At 67.7% G+C, this 22,125-nt stretch carries 23 protein-coding genes; 4 read left to right on the forward strand and 19 right to left on the reverse strand.

From position 1 onward, the window contains the following. Position 1: 1 nt before the first annotated feature. The 16 genes from THIX_RS04185 to aceK form a co-directional block, all read right to left on the reverse strand. Entirely contained in the window at positions 2–2,116 is a 2,115-nt protein-coding gene (locus THIX_RS04185) for a biotin carboxylase N-terminal domain-containing protein (RefSeq protein WP_112485156.1), read from the reverse strand. Between the two features lies 1 nt (position 2,117). Then, positions 2,118–2,255 carry a hypothetical protein gene (locus THIX_RS23310; protein WP_158540796.1) on the reverse strand — a complete coding sequence of 46 codons (138 nt, stop codon included), beginning with the start codon at positions 2,253–2,255 and terminating at the stop codon, positions 2,118–2,120. Positions 2,256–2,313: 58 nt separating this feature from the next. After that, complete coding sequence (locus tag THIX_RS04190) at positions 2,314–3,018, reverse strand: DUF4126 domain-containing protein (RefSeq protein WP_112488150.1); 705 nt, start codon at positions 3,016–3,018, stop codon at positions 2,314–2,316. A 29-nt stretch (positions 3,019–3,047) separates the two neighbouring features. Then, complete coding sequence (bioB, locus tag THIX_RS04195; protein WP_112485158.1) at positions 3,048–4,064, reverse strand: biotin synthase BioB; 1,017 nt, start codon at positions 4,062–4,064, stop codon at positions 3,048–3,050. Between the two features lie 19 nt (positions 4,065–4,083). Next, entirely contained in the window at positions 4,084–4,878 is a 795-nt protein-coding gene (locus THIX_RS04200; RefSeq protein ID WP_112485160.1) for an enoyl-CoA hydratase-related protein, read from the reverse strand. Further along, positions 4,875–5,411: a DinB family protein gene (locus THIX_RS04205; RefSeq protein WP_112485162.1), complete on the reverse strand. Its 537-nt coding sequence runs from the start codon at positions 5,409–5,411 to the stop codon at positions 4,875–4,877. Before THIX_RS04205 ends, THIX_RS04200 begins: the two co-directional genes overlap by 4 nt. A gap of 44 nt (positions 5,412–5,455) precedes the next feature. After that, on the reverse strand, positions 5,456–5,746 hold the full coding sequence (locus tag THIX_RS04210; protein ID WP_112485164.1) for a YciI family protein: 291 nt from the start codon (positions 5,744–5,746) through the stop codon (positions 5,456–5,458). A gap of 40 nt (positions 5,747–5,786) precedes the next feature. Continuing rightward, on the reverse strand, positions 5,787–6,185 hold the full coding sequence (locus tag THIX_RS04215) for a PIN domain nuclease (RefSeq protein ID WP_112485166.1): 399 nt from the start codon (positions 6,183–6,185) through the stop codon (positions 5,787–5,789). Further along, positions 6,182–6,436: a type II toxin-antitoxin system VapB family antitoxin gene (locus tag THIX_RS04220; RefSeq protein WP_112485168.1), complete on the reverse strand. Its 255-nt coding sequence runs from the start codon at positions 6,434–6,436 to the stop codon at positions 6,182–6,184. Before THIX_RS04220 ends, THIX_RS04215 begins: the two co-directional genes overlap by 4 nt. A gap of 45 nt (positions 6,437–6,481) precedes the next feature. After that, on the reverse strand, positions 6,482–8,095 hold the full coding sequence (locus THIX_RS04225) for a carboxyl transferase domain-containing protein (RefSeq protein WP_112485170.1): 1,614 nt from the start codon (positions 8,093–8,095) through the stop codon (positions 6,482–6,484). 95 nt (positions 8,096–8,190) lie between these two features. After that, a complete protein-coding gene (locus THIX_RS04230; RefSeq protein ID WP_112488151.1) occupies positions 8,191–9,888 on the reverse strand; it encodes an AMP-binding protein in 1,698 nt (565 codons plus the stop codon). A 61-nt stretch (positions 9,889–9,949) separates the two neighbouring features. Continuing rightward, positions 9,950–10,552 carry a 2-hydroxychromene-2-carboxylate isomerase gene (locus THIX_RS04235; RefSeq protein WP_112485172.1) on the reverse strand — a complete coding sequence of 201 codons (603 nt, stop codon included), beginning with the start codon at positions 10,550–10,552 and terminating at the stop codon, positions 9,950–9,952. A gap of 32 nt (positions 10,553–10,584) precedes the next feature. Beyond that, a complete protein-coding gene (locus tag THIX_RS04240; RefSeq protein ID WP_112485174.1) occupies positions 10,585–11,793 on the reverse strand; it encodes an acyl-CoA dehydrogenase family protein in 1,209 nt (402 codons plus the stop codon). A 1-nt stretch (position 11,794) separates the two neighbouring features. Next, positions 11,795–12,175: a RidA family protein gene (locus THIX_RS04245; RefSeq protein ID WP_112485176.1), complete on the reverse strand. Its 381-nt coding sequence runs from the start codon at positions 12,173–12,175 to the stop codon at positions 11,795–11,797. After that, positions 12,172–13,416, reverse strand: a complete 1,245-nt coding sequence (locus THIX_RS04250; protein WP_112485178.1) for an acetyl-CoA C-acyltransferase — start codon at positions 13,414–13,416, stop codon at positions 12,172–12,174. Before THIX_RS04250 ends, THIX_RS04245 begins: the two co-directional genes overlap by 4 nt. Continuing rightward, positions 13,413–15,233, reverse strand: coding sequence for a bifunctional isocitrate dehydrogenase kinase/phosphatase (gene aceK / locus THIX_RS04255; RefSeq protein ID WP_112485180.1), 1,821 nt, complete (start codon positions 15,231–15,233; stop codon positions 13,413–13,415). Before aceK ends, THIX_RS04250 begins: the two co-directional genes overlap by 4 nt. Positions 15,234–15,469: 236 nt before the next feature. Between aceK and THIX_RS04260 the strand changes: the two genes are divergently transcribed. After that, positions 15,470–16,633, forward strand: coding sequence for an alanine--glyoxylate aminotransferase family protein (locus THIX_RS04260; protein ID WP_112485182.1), 1,164 nt, complete (start codon positions 15,470–15,472; stop codon positions 16,631–16,633). Between the two features lie 28 nt (positions 16,634–16,661). Here THIX_RS04260 and THIX_RS04265 read toward each other — a convergent pair whose 3' ends face one another. The 3 genes from THIX_RS04265 to THIX_RS04275 all read right to left on the reverse strand — a co-directional run bounded on the left by THIX_RS04265 (position 16,662) and on the right by THIX_RS04275 (position 18,916). After that, a complete protein-coding gene (locus THIX_RS04265; protein WP_112485184.1) occupies positions 16,662–17,840 on the reverse strand; it encodes an isovaleryl-CoA dehydrogenase in 1,179 nt (392 codons plus the stop codon). Positions 17,841–17,910: 70 nt separating this feature from the next. Then, complete coding sequence (locus THIX_RS04270; protein ID WP_112485186.1) at positions 17,911–18,390, reverse strand: PaaI family thioesterase; 480 nt, start codon at positions 18,388–18,390, stop codon at positions 17,911–17,913. A gap of 121 nt (positions 18,391–18,511) precedes the next feature. After that, a complete protein-coding gene (locus THIX_RS04275) occupies positions 18,512–18,916 on the reverse strand; it encodes a MerR family DNA-binding transcriptional regulator (RefSeq protein WP_112485189.1) in 405 nt (134 codons plus the stop codon). A 188-nt stretch (positions 18,917–19,104) separates the two neighbouring features. On the opposite strand from THIX_RS04275, the gene THIX_RS04280 reads away from it, so the two are divergent. From THIX_RS04280 to THIX_RS04290, 3 genes are all read left to right on the forward strand, one after another. Then, positions 19,105–20,001: an alpha/beta hydrolase gene (locus THIX_RS04280; protein ID WP_371412873.1), complete on the forward strand. Its 897-nt coding sequence runs from the start codon at positions 19,105–19,107 to the stop codon at positions 19,999–20,001. A 221-nt stretch (positions 20,002–20,222) separates the two neighbouring features. Continuing rightward, the gene (locus THIX_RS04285) at positions 20,223–20,693 is read left to right on the forward strand and encodes a pilin (RefSeq protein ID WP_112485191.1); all 471 of its coding nucleotides are present in this window, start codon (positions 20,223–20,225) and stop codon (positions 20,691–20,693) included. A gap of 359 nt (positions 20,694–21,052) precedes the next feature. Then, positions 21,053–22,039: an aldo/keto reductase gene (locus THIX_RS04290; protein ID WP_112488153.1), complete on the forward strand. Its 987-nt coding sequence runs from the start codon at positions 21,053–21,055 to the stop codon at positions 22,037–22,039. The last annotated feature ends 86 nt before the right edge of the window (positions 22,040–22,125 follow it).

The raw sequence follows: 22,125 nt of genomic DNA on the forward strand, positions 1-22,125 counted from the left end.
CTCAGGCGGCGTCGCCGGTCGTGGTGACTCCGGCGGCGTCCTGTTCGCTCGCCTCGGCTGCCCGCATGCGCAGCAGCAAAGCGCCCTCCTGAATCTGCTCGCCCACGGCAACCAGCACGGCGTCGATCACGCCGCCATCGCTGGCTTGCAGCGTGTGTTCCATTTTCATGGCTTCCAGCACCAGCAGCGGCTGGCCCGTTTGCACCGTCTGCCCCGGCGCCACCAGCACCGCGGCAATGCGTCCGGGCATGGGCGCGCTCAAGCGGCCATTGCCGCCCGCGCCGCTGGCGGCATGGGTGCTGGCTTGACGCAGCGACAGCGCGGCGTGGCCGTCCGACGCGAACACATGCAGGCGCGCGGGTTTGGCTGCGCGGCTGTCGTTCCGGCTGTCATCCCGGTTGTCGTCCTGGCGCACGACATGCGCGCGCAGCGTCTGCTCCCCCCAGCGGATCGACAGCGCCAGTTCGTTCGGGCCGCTGGGTGCGGCATGCCAATGCAGCGGCTGTGGCTGCGACGCCGCCAAGGCCAGTCGCCAGCCACCTTCGGCGCCGCGCATCAAGCTGGCCGGCAGCGCATGCGTGCCCCGCTGCCAATGCAGCTCGCGTGCCGGCAGCACTCCGTTGCTCCAGCCGTCGCAGGCGCTCCAGGGGTCGAGGGTTCGTTGCGCGCGCTCGGCTTCCAGCAGGGCGCAGGTGGCGGCCAGCGCGGCGTGTTCGGGCGCCAGCGCTTCGGCCAACAGCGTGCCCTGCTCGCGGGCGATCAGGCCCGTGTCCATGTGGCCGGCCATGAAGGCGGGCGATTGCACCAGGCGGTGCAGGAAAGCCGCGTTGGTGTCGGGCCCGACGATGCGCACGGCGCGCAAGCCCTGCGCCATGCGCGCCAGGGCTTGCGCGCGGGTTTCTCCCCAGGCGATGAGCTTGGCGATCATCGGGTCGTAATGCGGGGTGATGGTGTCGCCCTCGCGCACGCCGCTGTCCACCCGCAGCGCGGCAGGGTCGCCGTCCACCTTGAAGGCCACATGCGGCGGCAGCGCCAGGCGTGCAAGCCGGCCGGTGGATGGCAGAAAGCCGGCGGCAGGGTTCTCGGCGTACAGCCGCACTTCGACTGCGTGCCCATGCGGCATCTGCGGCGCTGCGGGCAGCGGCTCGCCCGCGGCCACGCGCAACTGCCACGCCACCAGGTCGAGCCCGGTGATCATTTCCGTCACCGGGTGCTCCACCTGCAGCCGGGTGTTCATCTCCATGAAATAAAAGCTGCGGATGCCGCCGGCGCCATCGCCTTCGGCAATGAACTCCACCGTGCCGGCGCCGACGTAGCCCACCGCTTGCGCCGCGGCCACCGCGGCCTGCGCCAGCGCGGCGCGCTGCTCGGGCGTGAGGCCGGGCGCGGGTGCTTCCTCCACCACTTTCTGGTGGCGGCGCTGCAACGAGCAGTCGCGCTCGAACAGCGCCACGGTGTGGCCGTGGCTGTCGGCGAACACCTGGATCTCAATGTGGCGCGGCTTGGCCACCAGCTTCTCGATCAGCACCGCATCGTTGCCGAAAGCTGCCTTGGCCTCGCGCCGGCACGAGCCCAAGGCAGCGGCGAAGTCCGCCGCCGCCATGACTTCGCGCATGCCCTTGCCGCCGCCGCCGGCGCTGGCCTTGATCAGCACTGGGTAGCCGATGCGCGCGGCTTCGGCGGCCAGCAGGGCGTCGTCCTGCGCCGCGCCGTGGTAGCCCGGAACCAGGGGCACGCCGGCGGCCTGCATCAGGCGCTTGGACTCGGCTTTCAATCCCATCGCATGGATGGCTGCTGGCGGCGGCCCGATGAAGACCACGCCCGCATCCGCGCAGGCTTGCGCAAACGCCGCGTTTTCGCTCAGAAAGCCGTAGCCCGGATGCACCGCCTGCGCGCCGCTGTCGCGCGCGGCCTGCAGGATGCGCGCGGCGTCGAGATAGCTCTGCGCCGCAGGCGCCGGGCCGATGCAGATGGCTTCGTCGCAAGCCGCCACGTGCGCGCCTTGCGCGTCGGCCTCGGAATACACCGCCACGGTGCGGATGCCGAGTTCGCGGCAGGTGGCAGCAACGCGGCAGGCGATCTCGCCGCGGTTGGCGATCAACACTTTCGAGAACATGTCAGCGGACCTCCAGTCTGTGCGCGGCGAGATCGCCTGCCGCGGCGCTGCGCGCCTGCAGCCGGTTTGGCTGCGCCGCTGCGCGCCCCCTGCGGGGGCGCTGGTCGCCGCGATTGGCGATGAGCACTTTCGAGAACATCTCAGCAGGCCTCAGAAAAGAAGAATTGTTTGCGAACCCGATGGTTGACTTTTACAGCTCAAGGCTTGTCTTGAACATGCACATCGGTCACATCGTGCATCGGCGGCAGCGGGCGCGGCGAGGGGGCGGGCGGCATGGGCGGGCCGGGTTCGGGGCGGCCGCTGAACAGGCGCACCATCTTGCCGAGCAGGCTGCGGACGAAGCGAAAGCTCTTGCGCGCCAGCCACACCATGGCGATGAGGACCAGCACCAGGGCGGCGAAGAACACCAGCGGGTGCGCCCAAGACAGCCACAGGCCGCCGAGCACCAGCGCGTCTTCGCCGAACGAGGCGCCCACATTCGAGAACGGTTCGGGCGAGGTGTTGATGGCGGCGCGGGTGGTGAGCTTGGTGCCGTGGCTCACGGCAGCCAGGCTGCCACCAGCCGCTGCCGCCAGTGCGGCGACGAAGCCGTGGTCGAGCCCGAACACGCTGGCCGCGAGCAAGGCGCCCATGGGAATGCGCAAGAGCGTGGAGATGAAGTCGAGCAGGCTGTCGACGCCCGGAATCTTGTCGCCGATGAACTCGGCCAGCGCCAGCACGCCGGTGATGCCCACCGCCACCGGACTGGCGAGCACTTGCAGCCCGCCCGGCAGATGGACCCAGCCGGCCAGCCCCGCCACGCCAACGGCGAACAGCACGAGAAAAGCGCGAAAGCCGCTGGCCCAGCCGAGCGCGGCGGCGAGCGCGAGCAGTTGAAGGGTGTCGGATGCGGGCGGGGTCATGGCGGCGCTGGCCTGCGTGGATCCAAGCGTCAAAGCGCGGTCTGCATCGGAATGACGCGACGTGGAGCCGGGGCAGCTTGCGGCGCAGCGGCCTGCACGCCCGTGGCCCGCAGCCCGAGCCGCGCGAACAAGGCCCGGTCCGCGTCGACATCGGCATTGCCGGTCACCAGCAGGGTGTCGCCGTAGAAGATGGAATTGGCGCCGGCGAGGAAACACAGCGCCTGGATGCCGTCGCCCAGTTCCTTGCGTCCGGCAGACAGCCGCACCCAGGCCTTCGGCATGGTGATGCGCGCGGCGGCCACGGTGCGCACGAACTCGAAGGGGTCGAGGTCGGGCGCACTCTCCAGCGGCGTGCCGGCCACGCGCACCAGGGAGTTGATGGGCACGGATTCCGGGTAGGGGTCGAGCCAGGCGAGCTGCGCCAGCAGGCCCGCGCGGTCGCGCCGGCTCTCGCCCATGCCGACGATGCCGCCGCAGCATACGTGCATGCCGGCCTCGCGCACCGCGTGCAGGGTATCCAGCCGTTCCTGATAGGTGCGGGTGGTGATGATGCTGCCGTAGAACTCGGGCGAGGTGTCGAGGTTGTGGTTGTAGTAGTCCAGCCCGGCGTCGGCCAGGCGCTGCGCCTGCTGGGCGTTGAGCATGCCCAGGGTCATGCAGGTTTCCAGGCCCATGGCCTTGACGCCTTCGACGATGGCGGCCACCTTGTCGATGTCGCGGTCCTTGGGCTCGCGCCACGCGGCGCCCATGCAGAAGCGGCTGGCGCCGGCGTCCTTCGCCGCTTGGGCGTTGGCGAGCACGAGGTCGGCGTCCATCAGCTTGTCGGCTTTCACGCCGCCTTCGTGGTGGGCGGACTGCGGGCAGTAGCCGCAGTCTTCCGGGCAGCCGCCGGTCTTGATCGACAGCAGCGAGGAGAGTTGCACCTCGGTGGGGTCGAAGTGGGCCCGATGCGTCTGCTGCGCCTGCCACATCAGTTCGGGTAGGGGCAGGGCGAGCAGGGCTTCGATGCGCGCGGGAGTCCAGGAGGAAGAGGTGGTCGTGGTCATGGCGGTTTGAGAGACGAATTCAGGAGGGCTGCGCCCAGGAGGGTTTGCGCTTGGCGAGGAAGGCGGCGATGCCTTCGCGCCCTTCGGTGCTGGCGCGGGCTTCGGCAATGCGTACTGCGGTGTCGGCCAGCAGCGCCTCGTTCAGCGGGCGGTGCGCCACGTCGGCCAACAGCCGCTTGGCGGCAGCCAGCGCCTGCGGCGAGGCGGCCAGCAGCGCCGCACACCATTGTTGCACCTGGGCATCGAGCGCGGCGGCGTCCGTCGCGACCTCGTGGATCAGGCCCGTCTGCCGCGCCGTGGGAGCGTCGAAGACCTCGGCGGTGAGGCTGTAGCGCTGCGCCGCGCGCGGCCCCATCGCCCGCAGCACATGCGGGGCGATGGTGGCGGGAATCAGCCCGAGCTTGACCTCGCTCAGGCAAAAGCGGGCGGACTGCAGCGCCACGGCCAGATCGCACGCCGCCACCAGGCCCACGCCGCCGGCGAAGGCGTCGCCCTGCACCCGCGCGATCACGGGCTTGGGGCAATCGGCGATGGCGCGCAGCATGCGGGCGAGCTTGAGCCCGTCGTCGCGGTTCTCGGCGTCGCTGTAGCCGGCCATCTCGCGCATCCAGTTCAGGTCGGCGCCGGCGCAGAAGGCCGGGCCTTCCGCCGCCAGCACGATGACGCGGACCTGCGCCTCGGCGCCGAGTTCGATGAAGGCGGCGTGCAGCGCGGCGATGGTGGCGGCGTCGAAGGCGTTGCGCACCTCGGGGCGCGCCAGCCGCACGCTGGCCACGGCGCCGCTGCGGGAAAGGTGGATGGGTGCTGCGCTCATTGCTGTTGCTGCTCCTGTTGGCGGCGCTCGGCCTGCAGCATGTAAATCAGGTCGAGTTCGGGGCAGGCGTGGCCCATCATCGTCAGTGCGGCGGTGATCTGGCCGCGATGGTGGGTGCCGTGGTTGAACACATGCGCCAGGGTGGCGGCATAAGGCGCGGTCACCGGCACGCCCTTGCTGCTGGTGTAGTTGAACGCGCCTGAGAAGCGGTCTTCCGGCAAGGCTTCGATGAACGGTCCCCACGCCTGCGCCGCGGCGAGCAGGCGTGGGGCCAGCAGGGCGCGATCGGGCTCGGCTTCCTGGTCGAGCGCGATGCCGCTTGGCGAAATGCCGAGCGCGAAGCGGCTGAACCACAACTGGTGCTCGCCGACCAGCAGATGGTTCAAGGTGCCGTGCACGCTCTTGAAAAACAGCCCGCAATCGCGCCGGTAATCGGCCTCCGGCAGCGCGGCCACATGCTCGTCGAGCAGCTTGCGCGTGGCCCAGGCGTGGTAGCGGGCCATGGTGCGTAGATGGTTGCGCAGGTTGGTCATGGTCGAGGCTCCATGGATCGGTGGCGACGGGGGCGGCAGCGGGCTCAATGCGCCTTGAACTGCGCCAGTGCGGGCGCGGTCATGGTGGGGTGGAATTCCACCAGGGTGTATTCGGCCACGCCTGCCGTGTAGAAGGGATCCTCGTGCATCATGGCCTCGGCCGCGCCGCGGCTCGCGGCCTGCGCCAGGATCACGCCGCCGGTGCGCGGCTCCATGCGGCCGGACATGAGGAAGCCGCCGTCGGCGTAGCGGCGGCGCAGGTATTCGCGGTGCGCGGCGAGGTGGACTTCGACCTGGTCGAGCGGGCGGATGTACTTCAGCAGGATGAGGAACATGGTCTGAGTGTGCGTTTGCAGGGCAGGGGATGTGTATGGATCAGTGCCGCCAGACCTTGAGGCCGCGCAGGTCTTCCATCGCGTCGAAGTCGGCATCGTCGTGCAGCAGGGCGTGGTCGTGCTCGATGCAGTAGCTGGCTTGCAGGATGTCGATGGGGCTGCGGATGGTGCAGCCCATCGCGCGCAGCAGGCGGTCGTGCTGCACGGCTTGCAGGGCGTTGTGCTCGCCGCCGATGTCCACCGTGCTCAATGCGGCCAGGGTCTTGCGCGCGGCGAGGTGGTCGCGCTCGTGGCGGAAACCGCGCAACACTTCGAACAGCACCAGGTCGGCCACGGCCAGCGGCGCCATGTCTTCGAGCAGCCACGCGAGCTGGTCGGTCTGCCGGGTGGTGCGGCCGTTGAAAAAATCGATCCACACCGAGGTGTCCACCAGGATCATTCCGCCGCCTTGCCCCGGGTCGCCGCGGGGCCGTGGGCGTTGCGCGATGCCTGCACCATGGGCGGCGCGGCATCCGCGGCCAAGGGATCTTCCCAGCGCAGCTTGCCGCGCAGGGCGAGCAGGTCGCGGTAGGCCGCCTGCCTGCGCAGCAGCTTCAAGCCGGCCTCCACCGCGTCCTTCTTGGTCTTGAACGGGCCGGCGCGCATCGCCGCGTCCATGAGTGCGTCGTCGATGTCGATGTTCGTGCGCATGATGTGTATGAAATGATGGATTTGTACACATTGTAGGCTTCCGCCTCACATCCGGAACACCCCGAAGCGGGTTTCGGGGATCGGCGCATTGAGCGCTGCCGACAGCCCCAGCGCCAGGGCGCGGCGGGTTTCGGCGGGGTCGATGATGCCGTCGTCCCACAGCCGGGCGGTGGCGTGGTAGGGGTGACCCTGGGTTTCGTATTGGTCGCGGATGGGCGCCTTGAAGGCTTCCTCCTCCGCCGCGCTCCAGGCGCCGCCCTTGGCCTCGATGCCGTCGCGCCGCACCGTGGCCAGCACGCTGGCCGCCTGCTCGCCGCCCATCACGCTGATGCGCGCGTTGGGCCATATCCAGAGCTGGCGCGGGCCGTAGGCGCGGCCGCACATGCCGTAGTTGCCGGCACCGAAACTGCCGCCGATGATGACCGTGAACTTCGGCACCGCGGCGCAGGCCACGGCGGTCACCATCTTCGCGCCGTTGCGGGCAATGCCTTCGTTCTCGGCTTTTTTGCCGATCATGAAGCCGGTGATGTTCTGCAGGAACACCAGCGGCACGCGGCGCTGGCAGCACAGCTCGATGAAGTGCGCACCCTTCAGCGCCGACTCGGAAAACAAAATGCCGTTGTTGGCGACGACGCCCACCGGCATGCCCTGGATGTGGGCGAAGCCGCACACCAGGGTGGTGCCGTAGCGCGCCTTGAATTCGTCGAGTTCCGAGCCGTCGGTGATGCGGGCGATGATCTCGCGCACGTCCAGCGGCTTGCGCAAATCCAGCGGCGCCAGGCCGTGCAGTTCCTCGGCCGGGTAGGCGGGCTCGCGTGGTTCGCGCAACTCCAGCCCCTGGCGCTTGGCGGCTGCGGCGGCCAGGTGGCCGACGATGCGGCGGGTGATCGCCAGCGCCTCGGTGTCGTCGTGGGCGTAGTGGTCGGCCACGCCCGAGAGCCGCGTGTGCACGTCGGCGCCGCCCAAGTCTTCGGCGCTCACCACTTCGCCGATGGCGGCTTTCACCAGCGGCGGGCCGGCGAGGAAGATGGTGCCCTGGCCCTTGACGATGACCGACTCGTCGCTCATCGCCGGCACATAAGCGCCGCCCGCGGTGCACGAACCCATCACCACCGCAATCTGCGGCACACCCGCAGCGCTCATCGTCGCCTGGTTGTAGAAGATGCGGCCGAAGTGGTCGCGGTCGGGAAACACCTCGTCCTGATTGGGCAGATTGGCGCCGCCCGAGTCCACCAGATAGATGCAGGGCAAGCGGTTTTCGCGGGCGATGTCTTGTGCGCGCAGATGCTTTTTCACCGTCATCGGGTAATAGGTGCCGCCCTTCACCGTGGCGTCGTTGCACACCACCACGCACTCGCGCCCTTGGATGCGGCCGATGCCGGTGATGATGCCCGCGCCCGGCGCGGCGTCGTCGTACAGGCCCAGCGCCGCCAGCGCCGAGAACTCCAGGAAAGGCGTGCCGGGATCGAGCAAAGCGGCCACGCGGCTGCGCGGCAGCAGCTTGCCGCGCGCGGTGTGCTTGGCCCGCGCGGCCTCGCCGCCGCCCAGGGCGGCCACGGCCAGCTTGGCGCGCAAGTCGTCGAGCAACGCGCGCATGGTTTGTGCATTCGCGGCGAAGGCGGCGCTGCGGAGGTCGATGCTGGATTCAAGACGGGGCATGGCGGGAATTCGGTCCTGGGGGAGGCAAGGAATTGCTGGTTGGCTGGTTGGCTGGTTGGCCGCTGGCCGTATGGCCTGAAGTTGTCGAGCCGGATTCAGGCCGTGCGCTCCGGCTGCACGCCCAACTCCCGCTGCATGGCTTCGCGAATCTTGAATTTCTGCACCTTGCCGGTGATGGTCATTGGAAAGCTCTGCACGAAGCGGATGTGGCGCGGGATCTTGTAGTGCGCGATCTGGCCTTTGCAGAACTCGCGGATGTCGTCGCCCGTGGGAGACGTGCCAGCTTTGGCGATGATCCAGGCGCACAACTCCTCGCCGTACTTCGCATCGGGCACGCCCACCACCTGCACGTCCTGCACCATCGGGTGGCGATAGAGAAATTCCTCCACCTCGCGTGGATAAATGTTCTCGCCGCCGCGGATCACCATGTCCTTGATGCGGCCGACGATGTTCACATAGCCCTCGGCGTCCATCGTCGCCAGGTCGCCGGTGTGCATCCAGCCCTCGGGGTCGATGGCCTCTTGCGTCTTCTCCGCATCGCCCCAATAGCCGTGCATGACCGAATAGCCGCGGGTGCAGAGCTCGCCCGGCGTGCCGGGTGGCACGGTGGCCCTGGTTTGCGGGTCGATGATCTTCACCTCCAGATGCGGCTGCACCTGGCCGACGGTGCTGACGCGCTTGTCCAGCGGCGTGTCGGTGGAACTTTGGCAGCTCACCGGCGCGGTTTCGGTCATGCCGTAAGCGATGGTGATCTCGCTCAAGTGCATATCGCGCACCACCCGTTTCATCACCTCGGTCGGGCAGGGGCTGCCGGCCATGATGCCGGTGCGCAGCGTGCCCATGTCGAACTCCGCGAAGCGCGGATGGTCGAGCATGGCGATGAACATGGTGGGCACGCCATGCAGTCCGGTGCAGGCCTCTTCCTGCACGGTCTGCAGGGTGAGCAAAGGGTCGAACCCATCGTTCGGATAAACGATGGTGGCGCCATGCGTGAGGCAGGCCAGGTTGCCCAGCACCATGCCGAAGCAGTGGTACAGCGGCACTGGAATGCACAGCCGGTCGGCCGCGGTGAGGCGCATGGCCTCGCCGATGAAATAGCCGTTGTTCAGGATGTTGCTGTGGGTCAGCGTGGCGCCTTTGGGGAAGCCGGTGGTGCCGCTGGTGAACTGGATGTTGATGGGGTCAAACGCGGCCAGCTGCGCCGCCGCCTGCGCCACCATCGGGTCGGCGCCGCTGCCTTGCGCGAGCCAGTCGGCGAAGCGCAGCATGCCGGGTTCGGCTTCCAGGCCAAGATGCACCACGAGGCGCAAATCCGGCAGGCGCGCGGCGCGCAGTCCACCCGGGGCGCAAGTGGCAAGCTCCGGCGCGAGTTCGCGCAGCATGGCCAGATAGTCGCTGGTCTTGAAACGCGTCATCGTCACCAGCGCGCGGCAGCCCACCTTGTTCAGCGCGTACTCCACTTCCGATGTGCGGTAAGCCGGGTTGATGTTCACCAGGATCACGCCAACCTTGGCCGTGGCCAGTTGCATCAGCACCCATTCCACGCCGTTGTGCGCCCAGATGCCGACGCGGTCGCCCTTGCGCAGGCCGCTGCGCAACAGGCTGCTGGCGAGCCGGTCGACCTCGCGCTTGAGTTCGGCGTAGCTCAGGTGCAGGCCCTGGTGGCGCGACACCAGCGCCTCGTGCTCACCCTGGCGCGCGGCCATCGCATCGAAGAAATCGCCCAGGGTCTGGGTGATGAGCGGCGCGGGCTTGTCGCCGCAGGCATAGCTGGTGGTGAGAACGTCGGTCATGGTTGTCTCCAGGGTTCGGGTGCGGCGCTCGGGCACCGTCTGGTTGGATGATGGCAAGACTTCAGAATCTCGCCGTCAGCCAGGCGTCGAGTTGGGGCAGGCGGTCCACGCCCCAGAAAGGCTCGTCGTCCACCACGAAAAATGGCGCGCCGCACACGCCACTTTGCAGCGCGCGATCGACATTCGCCTTGAGCTGGGCCTTGATCTGCGCATCGCCGCACCATGCATCCACCTGCGCCGGCTCCAATCCCAGTTTCCGCGCCAGCTCGTGCAGCACCGGCATGTCGCTGATGTTGCGGTTGTGCGCAAAGTAGGCGTCGAAGCAGGCATGCACCCAGGGCGCGGCCTTGTCGGGGTGCTCCCGTTGCAACCCGATGACCACGCGCGCGGCCTGATAGGTGGCCACGGGGAAGCGCTCGGGATGGCGATAGGGCACGCCGAGAAAACGGGCCGAGCGCGGGATGTCGATGAGGGCGTAGTCGCCCTTGATCGGCTGGTCCACCAGCGCCTTGGCGCCCGTTGCGGCGAACACCGGCCCCAGCAGGATGGGCACCCATTCGATGCCACGGTCGTGCTTCGCCGCCAGCGCCTCGATGCGGGTGCTGGCGAGGTAGGAGTAGGGCGAGGTGAAGTCGAAATAAAAGGTGATGGGGCTGACGGGCATGGCGAATCTCCGGGGGGGGGCTGTTCCCGACGTTATAGCGCGCGGGCGATGAGCATTTTCTGCACATCGCTGGTGCCTTCGTAAATCTGGCAAACCCGCACGTCGCGCCAGATGCGCTCGACGGGGAAGTCTTCCACATAGCCGTAACCGCCGTGGATCTGCATGGCGTCACTGCACACGCGCTCGGCCATGGTGCTGGCCAACAGCTTGGCCATCGCGGCTTCTTTCAGGCAAGGCTGGCCGGCATCTTTCAGGCTGGCCGCGTGCCACACCAGCTGCCGCGCCGCCTCGATCTGCATCGCCATGTCCGCCAGCCGGAACTGCACCGCCTGATGCTCGACGATCGGCTTGCCGAACGCGCTGCGCTCGCGGGCGTAGCGCAAGGCCGCCTCGAACGCCGCACGCGCCATGCCCACCGCCTGCGACGCAATGCCGATGCGCCCGCCTTCCAGACCGGAGAGCGCGATCTTGTAGCCTTCGCCTTCGGCGCCGATGCGGTTTTCCAGTGGCACGCGGCAGGCGTCGAAGCGGATCTGCGCGGTGTCGCTTGCGGTCTGCCCGGTCTTGTGTTCCAAGCGCTCCACGACATAACCCGGCGCATCGGTGGGCACGATGAAAGCGCTGATGCCCTTCTTGCCCGCAGCCCGGTCGGTGGCCGCCAGCACGATGGCGACACCGCCGTGCTTGCCGCTGGTGATGAACTGCTTGACGCCGTCGAGCACGTAGTGGTCGCCGGCGCGCGCGGCAAGCGCCGGGACGCCCCAGGCCTGCCGCGCCCCCTCGGGGGGCGAAGACCGCTCGCGGGCTTCCGGGGGCGCATGCCTCGCGGTCGTGCGCAGGTTGGACGCATCCGACCCCGCTTGCGGCTCGGTCAGCGCGAACGCCCCGATCGTCTCGCCGCGCGCCACCGGCTTGAGCCAGCGCTCTTTCTGCGCCTCGCTGCCCCAGGCCATCAAGATCGAACACACCGGGCAGTTGTTGACGCTGACGATGGTGCTGGTGGCGCCGTCGGCGGCGGCAATTTCCTCGATCGCCAGCGCCAGCGCCAGATAGTCCAGCCCGGCGCCATCCCATTGTGTTGGCACGGCAATGCCCAGGCAGCCGAGCGCGGCCAGGCCTTGCAAGGCCTGGCGTGGGAAGCGGGCCTCGCGCGCCCAGGCGGCGGCGTGCGGCGCGATTTCCGCTTGCGCGTAGTCGCGCACCGCGTCGCGGATGAGTCGGTGGTCGTCGGAGAGCAGCATGTCAGTCGGGCAGCTTGGCGGTCACTTCGATTTCGATGCGCATGCGAGGGTCGATCAAGCCGCAGATTTGCGCCGTCGCGGCCGGGCGCGCATGGGCAAAGTGCCGGCCGAAGATGGGCGCGAGCTGGTCGAACAAGGCGGCGTCGGTCAGCAGGTAGCGCACCCGCACCACATCGTCCAGCGTGCAGCCAGCCTCGCGCAAGGCGGCGGCGATATTGCGAAAGCATTGCCGGGTTTGCTCCGCCGCGTCGTCGCTGATGGTCATGGCGGCGTAGTCGAAACCCGTGGTGCCGGAGACATGCACATAGCGGTCATCGACCACGGCGCGGCTATAGCCGGCAAGGGTCTCGAAGCTGGAGCCGGAGCTGATGTGTTTGTTCACAGCAGTTCCACCGCCATGGCGGTGGCCTCGCCGCCGCCGATGCACAGCGCGGCCACGCCTTTTTTGAGCCCACGCTTGCGCAGTGCGCCCAGCAGGGTGACGACGATGCGCGCGCCACTCGCGCCGATGGGGTGGCCCAGCGCCACCGCACCGCCATGCACGTTGACGATGTCGTGCGGCAGGCTGAATTCGCGCATCGCCGCCATGGTGACGGCGGCGAAGGCCTCGTTGACTTCCCACAAGTCCACGTCGGCCGCCTTCCAGCCGGATTTGTCCAGCAGCTTCTGGATCGCGCCCACCGGCGCGGTGGTGAACCACTCCGGCGCCTGCGCGTGCACCGCATGCGAGACGATGCGGGCGATGGGCTTGCAGCCCAGCTTGGCGGCGGTGGATTGGCGCATCAGCACCAAGGCGGCTGCGCCGTCGGAAATGCTCGACGAGGTGGCGGCAGTGATGGCGCCGTCTTTCTTGAACGCGGGCCTCAAGCCGGGAATCTTGTCGAGCTTGGCCTTGAACGGCTGCTCGTCGCGGTTGATTTGGACCTCGCCGTCGCCGGGCCGCCCCAAGACGGCGAGAGCGTGGGGGCTTCCGGAACCGCCACGACCCGCCACGGTGACCGGCGCCATTTCCCAGTCGAAGCTGCCGTCCTCGTTCGCTTTCTTGCTGCGCTCGGTGGAGGCGATGGCGAAGGCGTCCATCTCGGCGCGGCTGAAGCTGTACTTGCTGACGCAGCTTTCGGCGAACACGCCCATCGCCTTGCCGCCGCCGCTTGGCGAACGCTCGTAGGCGTCTTCCAGGCCATCGAGCGCCATGTGGTCGTAGAACTGGGTGGCGCCGTACTTCACCCCCTTGCGGACGAAGGCCAGGTGGGGCGCGTTGGTCATGCTCTCCATGCCGCCGGCCACCATCACATCGGCCGAACCCGCGGCCAGCATGTCGTGGGCGAACATCATCGCCCGCATGCCCGAGCCGCACATTTTCGACAGCGTCACGGCCCCGGCGGATTGCGGCAGTCCGGCCTTGAGCGCGGCCTGCCGCGCCGGGGCCTGGCCCTGGCCGGCCATGAGGCAATTGCCCATGAGGACTTCGTTCACGGCGTCGCCGGCAATGCCGGCACGTTGCACGGCAGCCGCGATGGCCGTGGCGCCGAGCTCCCAGGCGGGGACGGCGGCGAAGTCGCCGAGCAGCCCCCCGATGGGGGTGCGCGCGGCGGAAACAATGACGATGGGATCGGAATTCATGATGCCTCCAGAGCGGTTGTTGAAAGGGGTGCCGCGCCCACCGGCGCGGACGCGGACTGCGCATGCCGATGGCCGAAGCGGCGCGTCGTGTCATACGGAAACACGTCGAACACATGGCCATCGCGCGTGCGCTGCTGTTGCTGCTGCCAGTACGCGGCGTCGAGCAGATCGGCGTGGTGGCGCATGAAGACCTCGCGTACCTTGGGGTTGCCGAGCAGGAAGGTGCCGAAGGTTTCGGGAAAGATGTCGTGCGGGCCCACCGGGTACCAGGGCTCGGCGGCCATTTCGTCTTCTTCGCAGCGCGGCGCGGGCACGTGGCGGAAGTTGCAGTCGGTGATGTATTCGATCTCGTCGTAGTCGTAGAACACCACCTTGCCGTGGCGCGTGATGCCGAAGTTTTTCCACAGCATGTCGCCCGGGAAAATATTCGCCGCCACCAGGTCCTTGATGGCGTTGCCGTAGTCGATCACCGCCGCTTCCAGTTGCGCCGGCGTGGCTTCCTGCAGGTGGATGTTCAGCGGAATCATGCGCCGCTCGATGTAGCAATGGCGAATGATGAGCAAGTCGCCTTCCTCTTCCACCAGCGAGGCGCAAGTGGCCTTGAGTTCGGCGATCAGCTCGGCATCGAAGCGCTCGCGCGGGAAGGCCACGTTGGAATACTCCAGCGTGTCGGCCATGCGGCCCACGCGGTCGTGCTGCTTCACCAGCAGATACTTGGCCTTGATCTTCTCGCGCGTGGTGTCTTTCGGGGCGGGGTAGAAGTCGCGAATGACTTTGAACACGAAGGGAAACGAGGGCAGGGTGAACACCAGCATCACCATGCCCCTGATGCCCGGGGCGGTGGTGAAGCGGTCGCTCGAATGCCGCAAGTGGTAGAGGAAGTCGCGGTAGAACAAGGTCTTGCCCTGCTTGGCCAGGCCGAGCGCACTGTACAGTTCGGAACGCGGTTTGCGCGGCATCAGCGTGCGCAAAAACTGCACATAGGCCGAGGGCACCGCCATGTCCACCATGAAGTAGGCGCGGGCGAAGGAGAACAGCAGCAGCAGGTCGTCCTCGTGCAGCAGCACGGTGTCGATGACGAGCCGGCCGCGCGCGTCGTGCAGGATGGGCAGCGCCAGCGGGAACTCCCAGAAGCCGTTGATGATCTTGCCCACCACATAGGCGCCCTTGTTGCGGTAGAACAGCGAGGACAGCACCTGGATCTGGAAATTGCTGCGCAGCCGCGCGCCCTCCAGCCGCCGCTCCACGGCCTCCAGCACCTGGTCGATGTCGCGCTCCAGGTTCTCGAACGGGCGCTGCAGCTGGTGGTTGTGGATGATACGCACCAGCGTGTCGCGCAGGGTTTCGCGTGTGGGGTAGTAGGCGCGGAAGGTGGGTTGCGCGGCCGGCTCGTCGTACTCGATGTATTCGGTGGACAGGGCCGGGCGCACGAACAGGATGTCGTTGTGGAAATGCTGCCGGTGCAGGATCTTGGTCGTCACCGAATTGAAGAAGGTTTCGGCCAGCTCGGGTTGCAGATGGTTGGTCAGCAGGCCGATGTAATGCAGCTTGGCCTGGTGCCAGATGGCCGTGTCCAGATGTCCGGCGTCGAACTCGGTCTGCAGCCGTTCGGTGGCTTCGTCCACCCGGGTGTCGTAGAAGGCGATGCGCTCGCGCTGCGCCCGCTGCTGCCCGGCCCAGTCGGCCGCCTCGAACCGCGCCTTGGCCTCGCGGCTGACCTCACGGAACAGGCGGTAATGCTTGTTGAAGCCGTCGAGCATGGCGCGGGCGATGGCGAACGCGACATGCGAATCCAGCCGGGGTGGAAATTGGTTCATCGGGCGCGCCCACAAAACAAGAACCTCTCCGACTGTACCCGCGCCCGCGTTTCAGTTTCAGGAACAGGGCCGGGCGCCATGCCCCGCGGCAGCCTGCGTGCTAGGCTGAACGCCCTTGAGTTGGACAGGCTGGCCCGCTGCGCCGCAGCACAACGCAAGGCAGGTGCGGCGAGCCGCACGGTGCGCCATGCCCGGTCAGCCCCATCATTCATCTTCACACTTTCAGGAGACACGCCATGCCCGGACTGCTTCCCGATGTCGACCCCGACGGCCTGCTGGAATATTCGGTCGTCTACACCGACCGCTCGCTCAACCACATGGCCAAGCGCTTCCAGCAGGTCATGCGCGATCTGTCCGACATGCTGAAAACCGCTTACAACGCGCACGAAGCCGTGATCGTGCCGGGCAGCGGCAGCTTCGCGATGGAAGCCGTGGCGCGCCAGTTCGTGCAAGGCCAGAGCGCGCTCATCGTGCGCAACGGCTGGTTCAGCTACCGCTGGTCGCAAATCATCGAGATGGGCAAACTCAGCGACAAGGTGACGGTGCTCAAGGCACGCCGCACCGCCGAGGCCAGCGAGTCGCCCTTCGCCCCCGCGCCCATCGCCGAGGTGGTCGCCGCCATTCGCCGCGAGCGCCCCGCCGTGGTGTTCGCGCCGCATGTGGAAACCTCCGCCGGCATGATCTTGCCCGACGACCATCTGCGCGCCATCGGCACGGCGGTGCGCGAAGTCGGCGGTCTGTTCGTGCTCGACTGCATCGCTTCCGGCGCGATGTGGGTGGACATGCAGGACAACCTGGTGGACGTGCTCGTCTGCGCGCCGCAAAAAGGCTGGAGCGGCCCGCCCTGCTGCGGCTTCGCCATGCTGGGCGAGCGCGCCGTGGCCAAGCTCGACACCACCCAGAGCGACAGCTTCACCTGCGACCTGAAGAAGTGGCAGCAGATCATGCAGGCCTACGTCAAGGGCGGCCATGCCTACCATGCCACCATGCCCACCCAGGCACTGGAGCAGACCCGCGATGTCATGCGCGAAGCCTTCGCCATCGGCCTGCCCAAGCTCAAGGCGGCGCAGATCGAACTCGGCCGCGCGGTGCGTGCCTCGCTGGAACGCCGTGGCGTGAAAAGCGTGGCGGCAGTTGGTTTTCAAGCTCCAGGCGTGGTGGTGAGCTACACCCGCGACCCCGAGATCCAGAACACCAGGAAGTTCGCCGCCGCTGGCCTGCAAATCGCCGCGGGCGTGCCCCTGGCCTGCGACGAGCCGGCCGATTTCATGAGCTTCCGCCTCGGCTTGTTCGGCCTGGACAAATGGGCCGACGTACCCGCCGCCGTGCGTCGGCTGGAGGCCGCGTTCGACGCCGTGGGCCTGGTGCCGGCACCGCAGACCCAGCCGCAGATGGCGTGACACGCTTGGCATGAGCGCAGCCATCGACTCAGGCCGTTTGCGCGAACAGTTCCCGCCCGATCAGCATGCGGCGGATCTCGGACGTGCCGGCGCCAATTTCGTACAACTTGGCGTCGCGCCACAGCCGCCCCAGCGGGTAGTCGCTGATATAGCCGTTGCCACCGAAAATCTGGATGCCTTCGCCCGCCATCCAGGTGGCTTTTTCGGCGCACCAGAGAATGACCGCGGCGCAGTCCTTGCGCACGCCTCTGGCGTGGCCGTCGCCTAGGGCGTCGAGGTTTTTGCCCACCATGTAGAGCAGGCTGCGCCCGGCTTGCAGCGTGGTGTAGAGGTCGGCCAGCTTGGCCTGGATGAGCTGGAATTCGCCAATCGCCTGGCCGAACTGTTTGCGTTCATGCGCGTAGGGCACGACGTTGTCCATCACCGCCTGCATGATGCCCACCGGCCCCCCAGCCAGCACCGCGCGCTCATAATCCAGCCCGCTCATCAGCACGTTCGCGCCGCCGCCCACGCTGCCCAGCACGTTCTCGGCGGGTACCTCGACGTCCTGGAACACCAACTCGCCGGTATGGCTGCCGCGCATGCCGAGCTTGTCGAGCTTTTGCGCCACGGAAAAGCCCTTGAATCCCTTCTCCACGATGAAGGCGGTGATGCCCTTGCTGCCCGCGGCCAGATCGGTCTTGGCATACACGACCAGGGTGTGCGCGTCGGGCCCGTTGGTGATCCACATCTTGGTGCCATTGAGCACGTAGGCATCGCCGCGCTTGTCGGCGCGCAGCTTCATGCCGACCACGTCGCTGCCCGCGCCCGGCTCGCTCATGGCCAACGCGCCCACATGCTCGCCCGACAGGAGCTTGGGCAGGTAGCGCGCCTTCTGCGCGGCATTGCCGTTGCGCCGGATCTGGTTGACGCAGAGATTGGAATGCGCGCCGTAGCTCAAGGCCACCGAAGCGCTGGCGCGGGAGATTTCTTCCATCGCCACCATGTGAGCCAGATAGCCCATGCCGCTGCCGCCCTCCAACTCCGGCACGGTCACGCCGAGCAGGCCGAGGTCGCCGAACTTGCGCCAGAGGTCCATGGGGAACTGGTCGCTGCGGTCGATGTCCGCCGCGCGCGGCGCGATCTCGGCCTGCGCAAAGTTGCGCACGGCCTCGCGCAGCGCGTCAATGTCTTCGCCGAGTTGAAAGTCCAGTCCGGGCAGGTTCATCGCGAGTCTCCTTGGGTATCGTCTTGTGCGTGGCGTGCGTTGTTTGCCGCGCGCCTCCGGGCGGTGGTGCTCAATAGCTTTTCGTCACCGGCATGATGGTCTGTTGCATCACGGCGCACAGCGTCTCGCGGCCATCGTCGGCCTGGTGAACCACGTTCGCCGCCGTGATGATGATGCGCCGGCCGGCGCGCACCACCCGCCCCCGCGCCAGCAACGTGCCGCCGCTGCAGGCCGCCAGGAAATTGATCTTGTACTCCACCGTGGCCACCTCCAGGCCTTCGGGCGCGACGGTCATCGCGGCGTAGCCGGCGGCAATGTCGGCCAGCGCGCCCATCGCCCCACCGTGAAAGCTGCCCTGCTGCTGGCTCACGCGCTCGGAGTGCGGCAGCCGGATGTCGGCCCTGCCATGCGCCAGATGCTCGATGCTCGCGTCCCAATGCCGCATCAGGCCTTGGCGCGCAAAGCTCTGCCGCACGGCGGCGTCCTGCGTCGGGGAAAGCGCAGCGGCGGCTTCCTGCGCGCCCTGGGTTTCGGTGGGTGGCTGCTGCATGGTTCGGTGCCCGGGATGGTGGCAGGTGCGGATGGATGGTCGCGTTGATGGAGAATTTGATTGACGTTTACGTTAACGGCAATCGTAGCAGCCGGATGAGGCGGATGTCGCGCGTTGCCCCCTACCGGACCTCTCTGGCGCCTTGTTTCGCCAGCAGGGCGCGAGTCTCGGCTTCATGGCCGCCAATCTCATCCAGCGTGGTTTGCAGTTCGGCCATGCGCTCCTCGATGTCGCGGCGGTGCGCGCCCAGGACGTCCAGGAAGCGGCGCAGTTGCGGCACTGTGTCGCGGGGCGACTCGTACATCGTCACCAGTTCCTTGATCTCCGCCAGACTCAGCCCCAGGCGCTTGCCGCGCTGCGTGAGTTTCAGGCGCGTGCGGTCACCTTGCGAGTACACCCGCTGCCGTCCCTCGCGTTCGGGTTGGAGCAAGCCCGCTTCCTCGTAGAAGCGAATCGCGCGCGGCGTGAGCTCGAACTCGCGCGCCAGTTCGGCGATGGTGTAGCGGGGTGGCAGCGGTTTGGCCATGGGGAGCGCGGGCCTGGAAGGTCGGGACCGAATTGACGTATACGTCAAGTGTAGTCAGAAGGTCTGCAGCGGCCAATCGCAATGGGTGGCAATCGGCCCTGGCCTGAAACCGCCTGGCCTGGCGCGCACAATTTCGGCTTTGGCCATGCGCCTTGCCTCCCGCCTTGCTGCGCCCCATATTCCAGCCCATGTCTGCGTCCATGCCCGACCCCATGTCCGAGCCGCTGCAAACCCGCGAGCAATACAGCGCCGCCTACGACAACTCCGCTGCCGTGTCCAACGCGCAGTCCTTGCTGCACGATTTGCTGGGACGCAGCCACGCCGCGTACGCGCAGCATGACTGCAGGTGCAACATCCCTTACGGCCCGGGTCCGCGCCAGGTGTTCGACTGGTTTGCGCCCGCGCAGCCAGTGCGAGCGGCCGGCGCCGCCAATGCCGCGCCCATCCTCGCCTTTCTCCACGGCGGCTACTGGCAATGGCGCAGCAAGGATGATTTCGCCTGCATCGCCACCGGCCCGCTGGCAGCCGGCTTCCATGTGGTGCTGGGCGAGTACACCCTGGCGCCGCAGGTGCGCATGCCCGACATCGTCGCCGAAGTCGGTTTGCTGCTGGACGCGCTGCAGTCCCACCCTTGGCTCGGCCAGCCGCAGGGGCAGCCGCCGCGCATCGTGCTGGCTGGGCATTCGGCCGGCGGTCATCTGGCCGCCATGCACCGTGCCCACCCGGCGGTGGCCGCGGTGCTCGCCATCAGCGGTCTGTTCGAGCTGGCGCCGATTGCGCGTGGCGCCCTCAACGACGCCTTGCAACTCAGCGAGGACGAGATCGCCGAGTGCAGTCCGCAGCGCCGCATCCGGCCCGGTCGCATCACCGAGGTGGCCGTCGGCGCGGCCGAACTGCCTGAACTGCAGCGCCAGAGCCGTGCCTATGCCGCAGCGCTCCAGGCCGCAGGCGAGCCGGCGCAGTTCCACGCGCTGCCCGGGCGCAACCACTTCGACATCCTGCACGAGTTGGAGCGGCCCGAAGGTTCGCTGTTGGCCCTGGCGCGTGCCCTCGCGAAGCATGCGGGGCTCGGCGCAGCCGGCTGACGCTTTATGTCGCATTCATGCGCGAAATCGGTCGGAGTGTGACAAAACATGGCCATGCCGTACGGGCTTCCGGCGCAAAAATTCGACGTTTTTGTGACAAGTTGCACGTCCAGTCCTAATTTCCGCATGGCGCAACTCTTGCTGCCCGCCCAGTGCACCCACCTGGGGACCAGCGGCGTGTCCAGCGCTACCCCATATCCAAACCAAGATCAGAGGCAGCCATGCTGCAAGCCAAGCGTCCACACCCGCGACGAAACCGACGCCGCAGCGCCAGCGGGGGTTTCACGCTCATCGAGTTGATGATCGTGGTCGCCATCATCGGCATCCTCGCCGCCATCGCCATTCCCGCCTATCAAACCTATGTGATTCGCGCCCAGGTCTCCGAGGGGCTCTCCCTTGCGGGTGGCGCCAAGCTGGCCCTGGGGGACTTTTACGGGCAGAAAGGCTATCTGCCGGCGAGCAATGCCTCGCTCAACCTGCCCGGCACCATCCAGGGCAACTACGTCAGCAACGTCACCATGCGCAGCGCCGGCGTGATTCAGGTTCAGTACGGCCGCAAGGCCAACAGCGACATCCTGGGCAGCACCTTGCTGCTCTCCGCCCGCACCAGCGCCGGCGCCATCGCCTGGACCTGCGTCTCCGGCGGCAGCCAGCCCATCGCCACCGCGTACCTGCCAACCTCCTGCACCTGACCCCTCAGCCGCGCTGCCGCACGCGTGCGGCACAAGCTGGCACGCAATCTGCTAGATGAAGCGTGAACAAGTTGTGTTGTTCTCTCATCTCCGGGACTTTCGCCCGCCGCAAGGCGGGCTTTTTCTTGGCGGGACCGTGGCCGCTGACAGACACTGGCAACATTCCACCACCCCATGGCGAGCCCTTGGGCGCCGAAGGCGGCAAACGCCACGGTACCTGGGAGCATTCGCGCATCGCCCTCCCATCATCATTCACGGCGGCTGCAAACAAACTGTTGCAGCGTGAACAGGTGGTTTTTCCTAGGATGCAGGCATCGGGCGCCAAGCTTCGGAGCCTGGCATTTTGGGAGGTGATGGTTATGCAAATGCGACATCTGGGCACCAGCGGTCCGCTGGTGTCCGCGCTGGGCCTGGGCTGCATGGGTATGTCGGAGTTTTATGGCCCAGCGGATGAGGCGGCGTCGATCGCCACCATCCACCGCGCGCTGGACCTGGGCGTGAATTTCCTCGACACCGCCGATATGTATGGCTCGGGGGACAACGAGGAACTGCTGGGCCGCGCCCTGCGCGGGCGCCGCAACCAGGCGGTGCTGGCCACCAAGTTCGGCAACGTCAGGGGGCCGGACCGCAGCTTTGCCGGGGTCAACGGCCGCCCGGAGTATGTGCTCCAGGCCTGCGACGCCAGCCTGCGCCGGCTCAAGTTCGACGTCATCGATCTGTACTACCAACACCGCGTGGACCCGCAGGTGCCGATCGAAGAGACGGTGGGGGCGATGGCCGATCTCGTGCATGCCGGCAAGGTGCGCTGGCTCGGTTTGTCGGAGGCGGCGCCCGCCACCATCCGCCGTGCCCACAAGGTGCACCCGATTGCCGCGCTGCAGACCGAATACTCGCTATGGAGCCGCGACCCGGAAGGCGAACTGCTCGACACGGTGCGCGAACTCGGCATCGCCTTCGTTGCCTACAGCCCGCTCGGACGCGGCTTTCTCACCGGCGCGATCCGCAAGCAGGAAGACCTCAGCCCCGGCGACTGGCGGCTGCATTCGCCGCGTTTCCAGGCTGACGCCATTGCCGCCAATCTGCACCTGGCCGACACCCTGCACGACATGGCCGCCGAGCGTGGCTGCACCGCGGCGCAACTGGCGCTGGCCTGGCTGCTGGCGCAGGGCGACGACATCATTCCCATCCCCGGCACGCGGCGCATCAGCCGCCTGGAGGAGAACCTGGGTGCGCTGAAAGTGCCGTTGTCCACCGACGACCTGCTGCGCATCCATCAGGCCATGCCTCCGGGTGCGGCCCAGGGCACGCGCTACCCCGAGGCGGCGCTGAAGGCGGTGAACCGGTAGCTGCCCGACAGGGCCCCGAGCCGGCTCGATGTTCCCCTCGCGCCGTGGGGCGCCGAGGGGAACGGCATGCGTCAATCCAGCCAAGC

Source organism: Thiomonas sp. X19, assembly GCF_900089495.1.
Lineage (GTDB): Bacteria > Pseudomonadota > Gammaproteobacteria > Burkholderiales > Burkholderiaceae_C > Thiomonas_A.

Coding starts and splice junctions, on each gene's coding strand:
- THIX_RS04185 (WP_112485156.1), bottom strand. CDS start 2,116: ATGTTCTCGAAAGTGTTGATCGCCAACCGCGGCGAGATCGCCTGCCGC.
- THIX_RS23310 (WP_158540796.1), bottom strand. CDS start 2,255: ATGTTCTCGAAAGTGCTCATCGCCAATCGCGGCGACCAGCGCCCCCGC.
- THIX_RS04190 (WP_112488150.1), bottom strand. CDS start 3,018: ATGACCCCGCCCGCATCCGACACCCTTCAACTGCTCGCGCTCGCCGCC.
- bioB (WP_112485158.1), bottom strand. CDS start 4,064: ATGACCACGACCACCTCTTCCTCCTGGACTCCCGCGCGCATCGAAGCC.
- THIX_RS04200 (WP_112485160.1), bottom strand. CDS start 4,878: ATGAGCGCAGCACCCATCCACCTTTCCCGCAGCGGCGCCGTGGCCAGC.
- THIX_RS04205 (WP_112485162.1), bottom strand. CDS start 5,411: ATGACCAACCTGCGCAACCATCTACGCACCATGGCCCGCTACCACGCC.
- THIX_RS04210 (WP_112485164.1), bottom strand. CDS start 5,746: ATGTTCCTCATCCTGCTGAAGTACATCCGCCCGCTCGACCAGGTCGAA.
- THIX_RS04215 (WP_112485166.1), bottom strand. CDS start 6,185: ATGATCCTGGTGGACACCTCGGTGTGGATCGATTTTTTCAACGGCCGC.
- THIX_RS04220 (WP_112485168.1), bottom strand. CDS start 6,436: ATGCGCACGAACATCGACATCGACGACGCACTCATGGACGCGGCGATG.
- THIX_RS04225 (WP_112485170.1), bottom strand. CDS start 8,095: ATGCCCCGTCTTGAATCCAGCATCGACCTCCGCAGCGCCGCCTTCGCC.
- THIX_RS04230 (WP_112488151.1), bottom strand. CDS start 9,888: ATGACCGACGTTCTCACCACCAGCTATGCCTGCGGCGACAAGCCCGCG.
- THIX_RS04235 (WP_112485172.1), bottom strand. CDS start 10,552: ATGCCCGTCAGCCCCATCACCTTTTATTTCGACTTCACCTCGCCCTAC.
- THIX_RS04240 (WP_112485174.1), bottom strand. CDS start 11,793: ATGCTGCTCTCCGACGACCACCGACTCATCCGCGACGCGGTGCGCGAC.
- THIX_RS04250 (WP_112485178.1), bottom strand. CDS start 13,416: ATGAATTCCGATCCCATCGTCATTGTTTCCGCCGCGCGCACCCCCATC.
- aceK (WP_112485180.1), bottom strand. CDS start 15,233: ATGAACCAATTTCCACCCCGGCTGGATTCGCATGTCGCGTTCGCCATC.
- THIX_RS04260 (WP_112485182.1), top strand. CDS start 15,470: ATGCCCGGACTGCTTCCCGATGTCGACCCCGACGGCCTGCTGGAATAT.
- THIX_RS04265 (WP_112485184.1), bottom strand. CDS start 17,840: ATGAACCTGCCCGGACTGGACTTTCAACTCGGCGAAGACATTGACGCG.
- THIX_RS04270 (WP_112485186.1), bottom strand. CDS start 18,390: ATGCAGCAGCCACCCACCGAAACCCAGGGCGCGCAGGAAGCCGCCGCT.
- THIX_RS04275 (WP_112485189.1), bottom strand. CDS start 18,916: ATGGCCAAACCGCTGCCACCCCGCTACACCATCGCCGAACTGGCGCGC.
- THIX_RS04280 (WP_371412873.1), top strand. CDS start 19,105: ATGTCTGCGTCCATGCCCGACCCCATGTCCGAGCCGCTGCAAACCCGC.
- THIX_RS04285 (WP_112485191.1), top strand. CDS start 20,223: ATGCTGCAAGCCAAGCGTCCACACCCGCGACGAAACCGACGCCGCAGC.
- THIX_RS04290 (WP_112488153.1), top strand. CDS start 21,053: ATGCAAATGCGACATCTGGGCACCAGCGGTCCGCTGGTGTCCGCGCTG.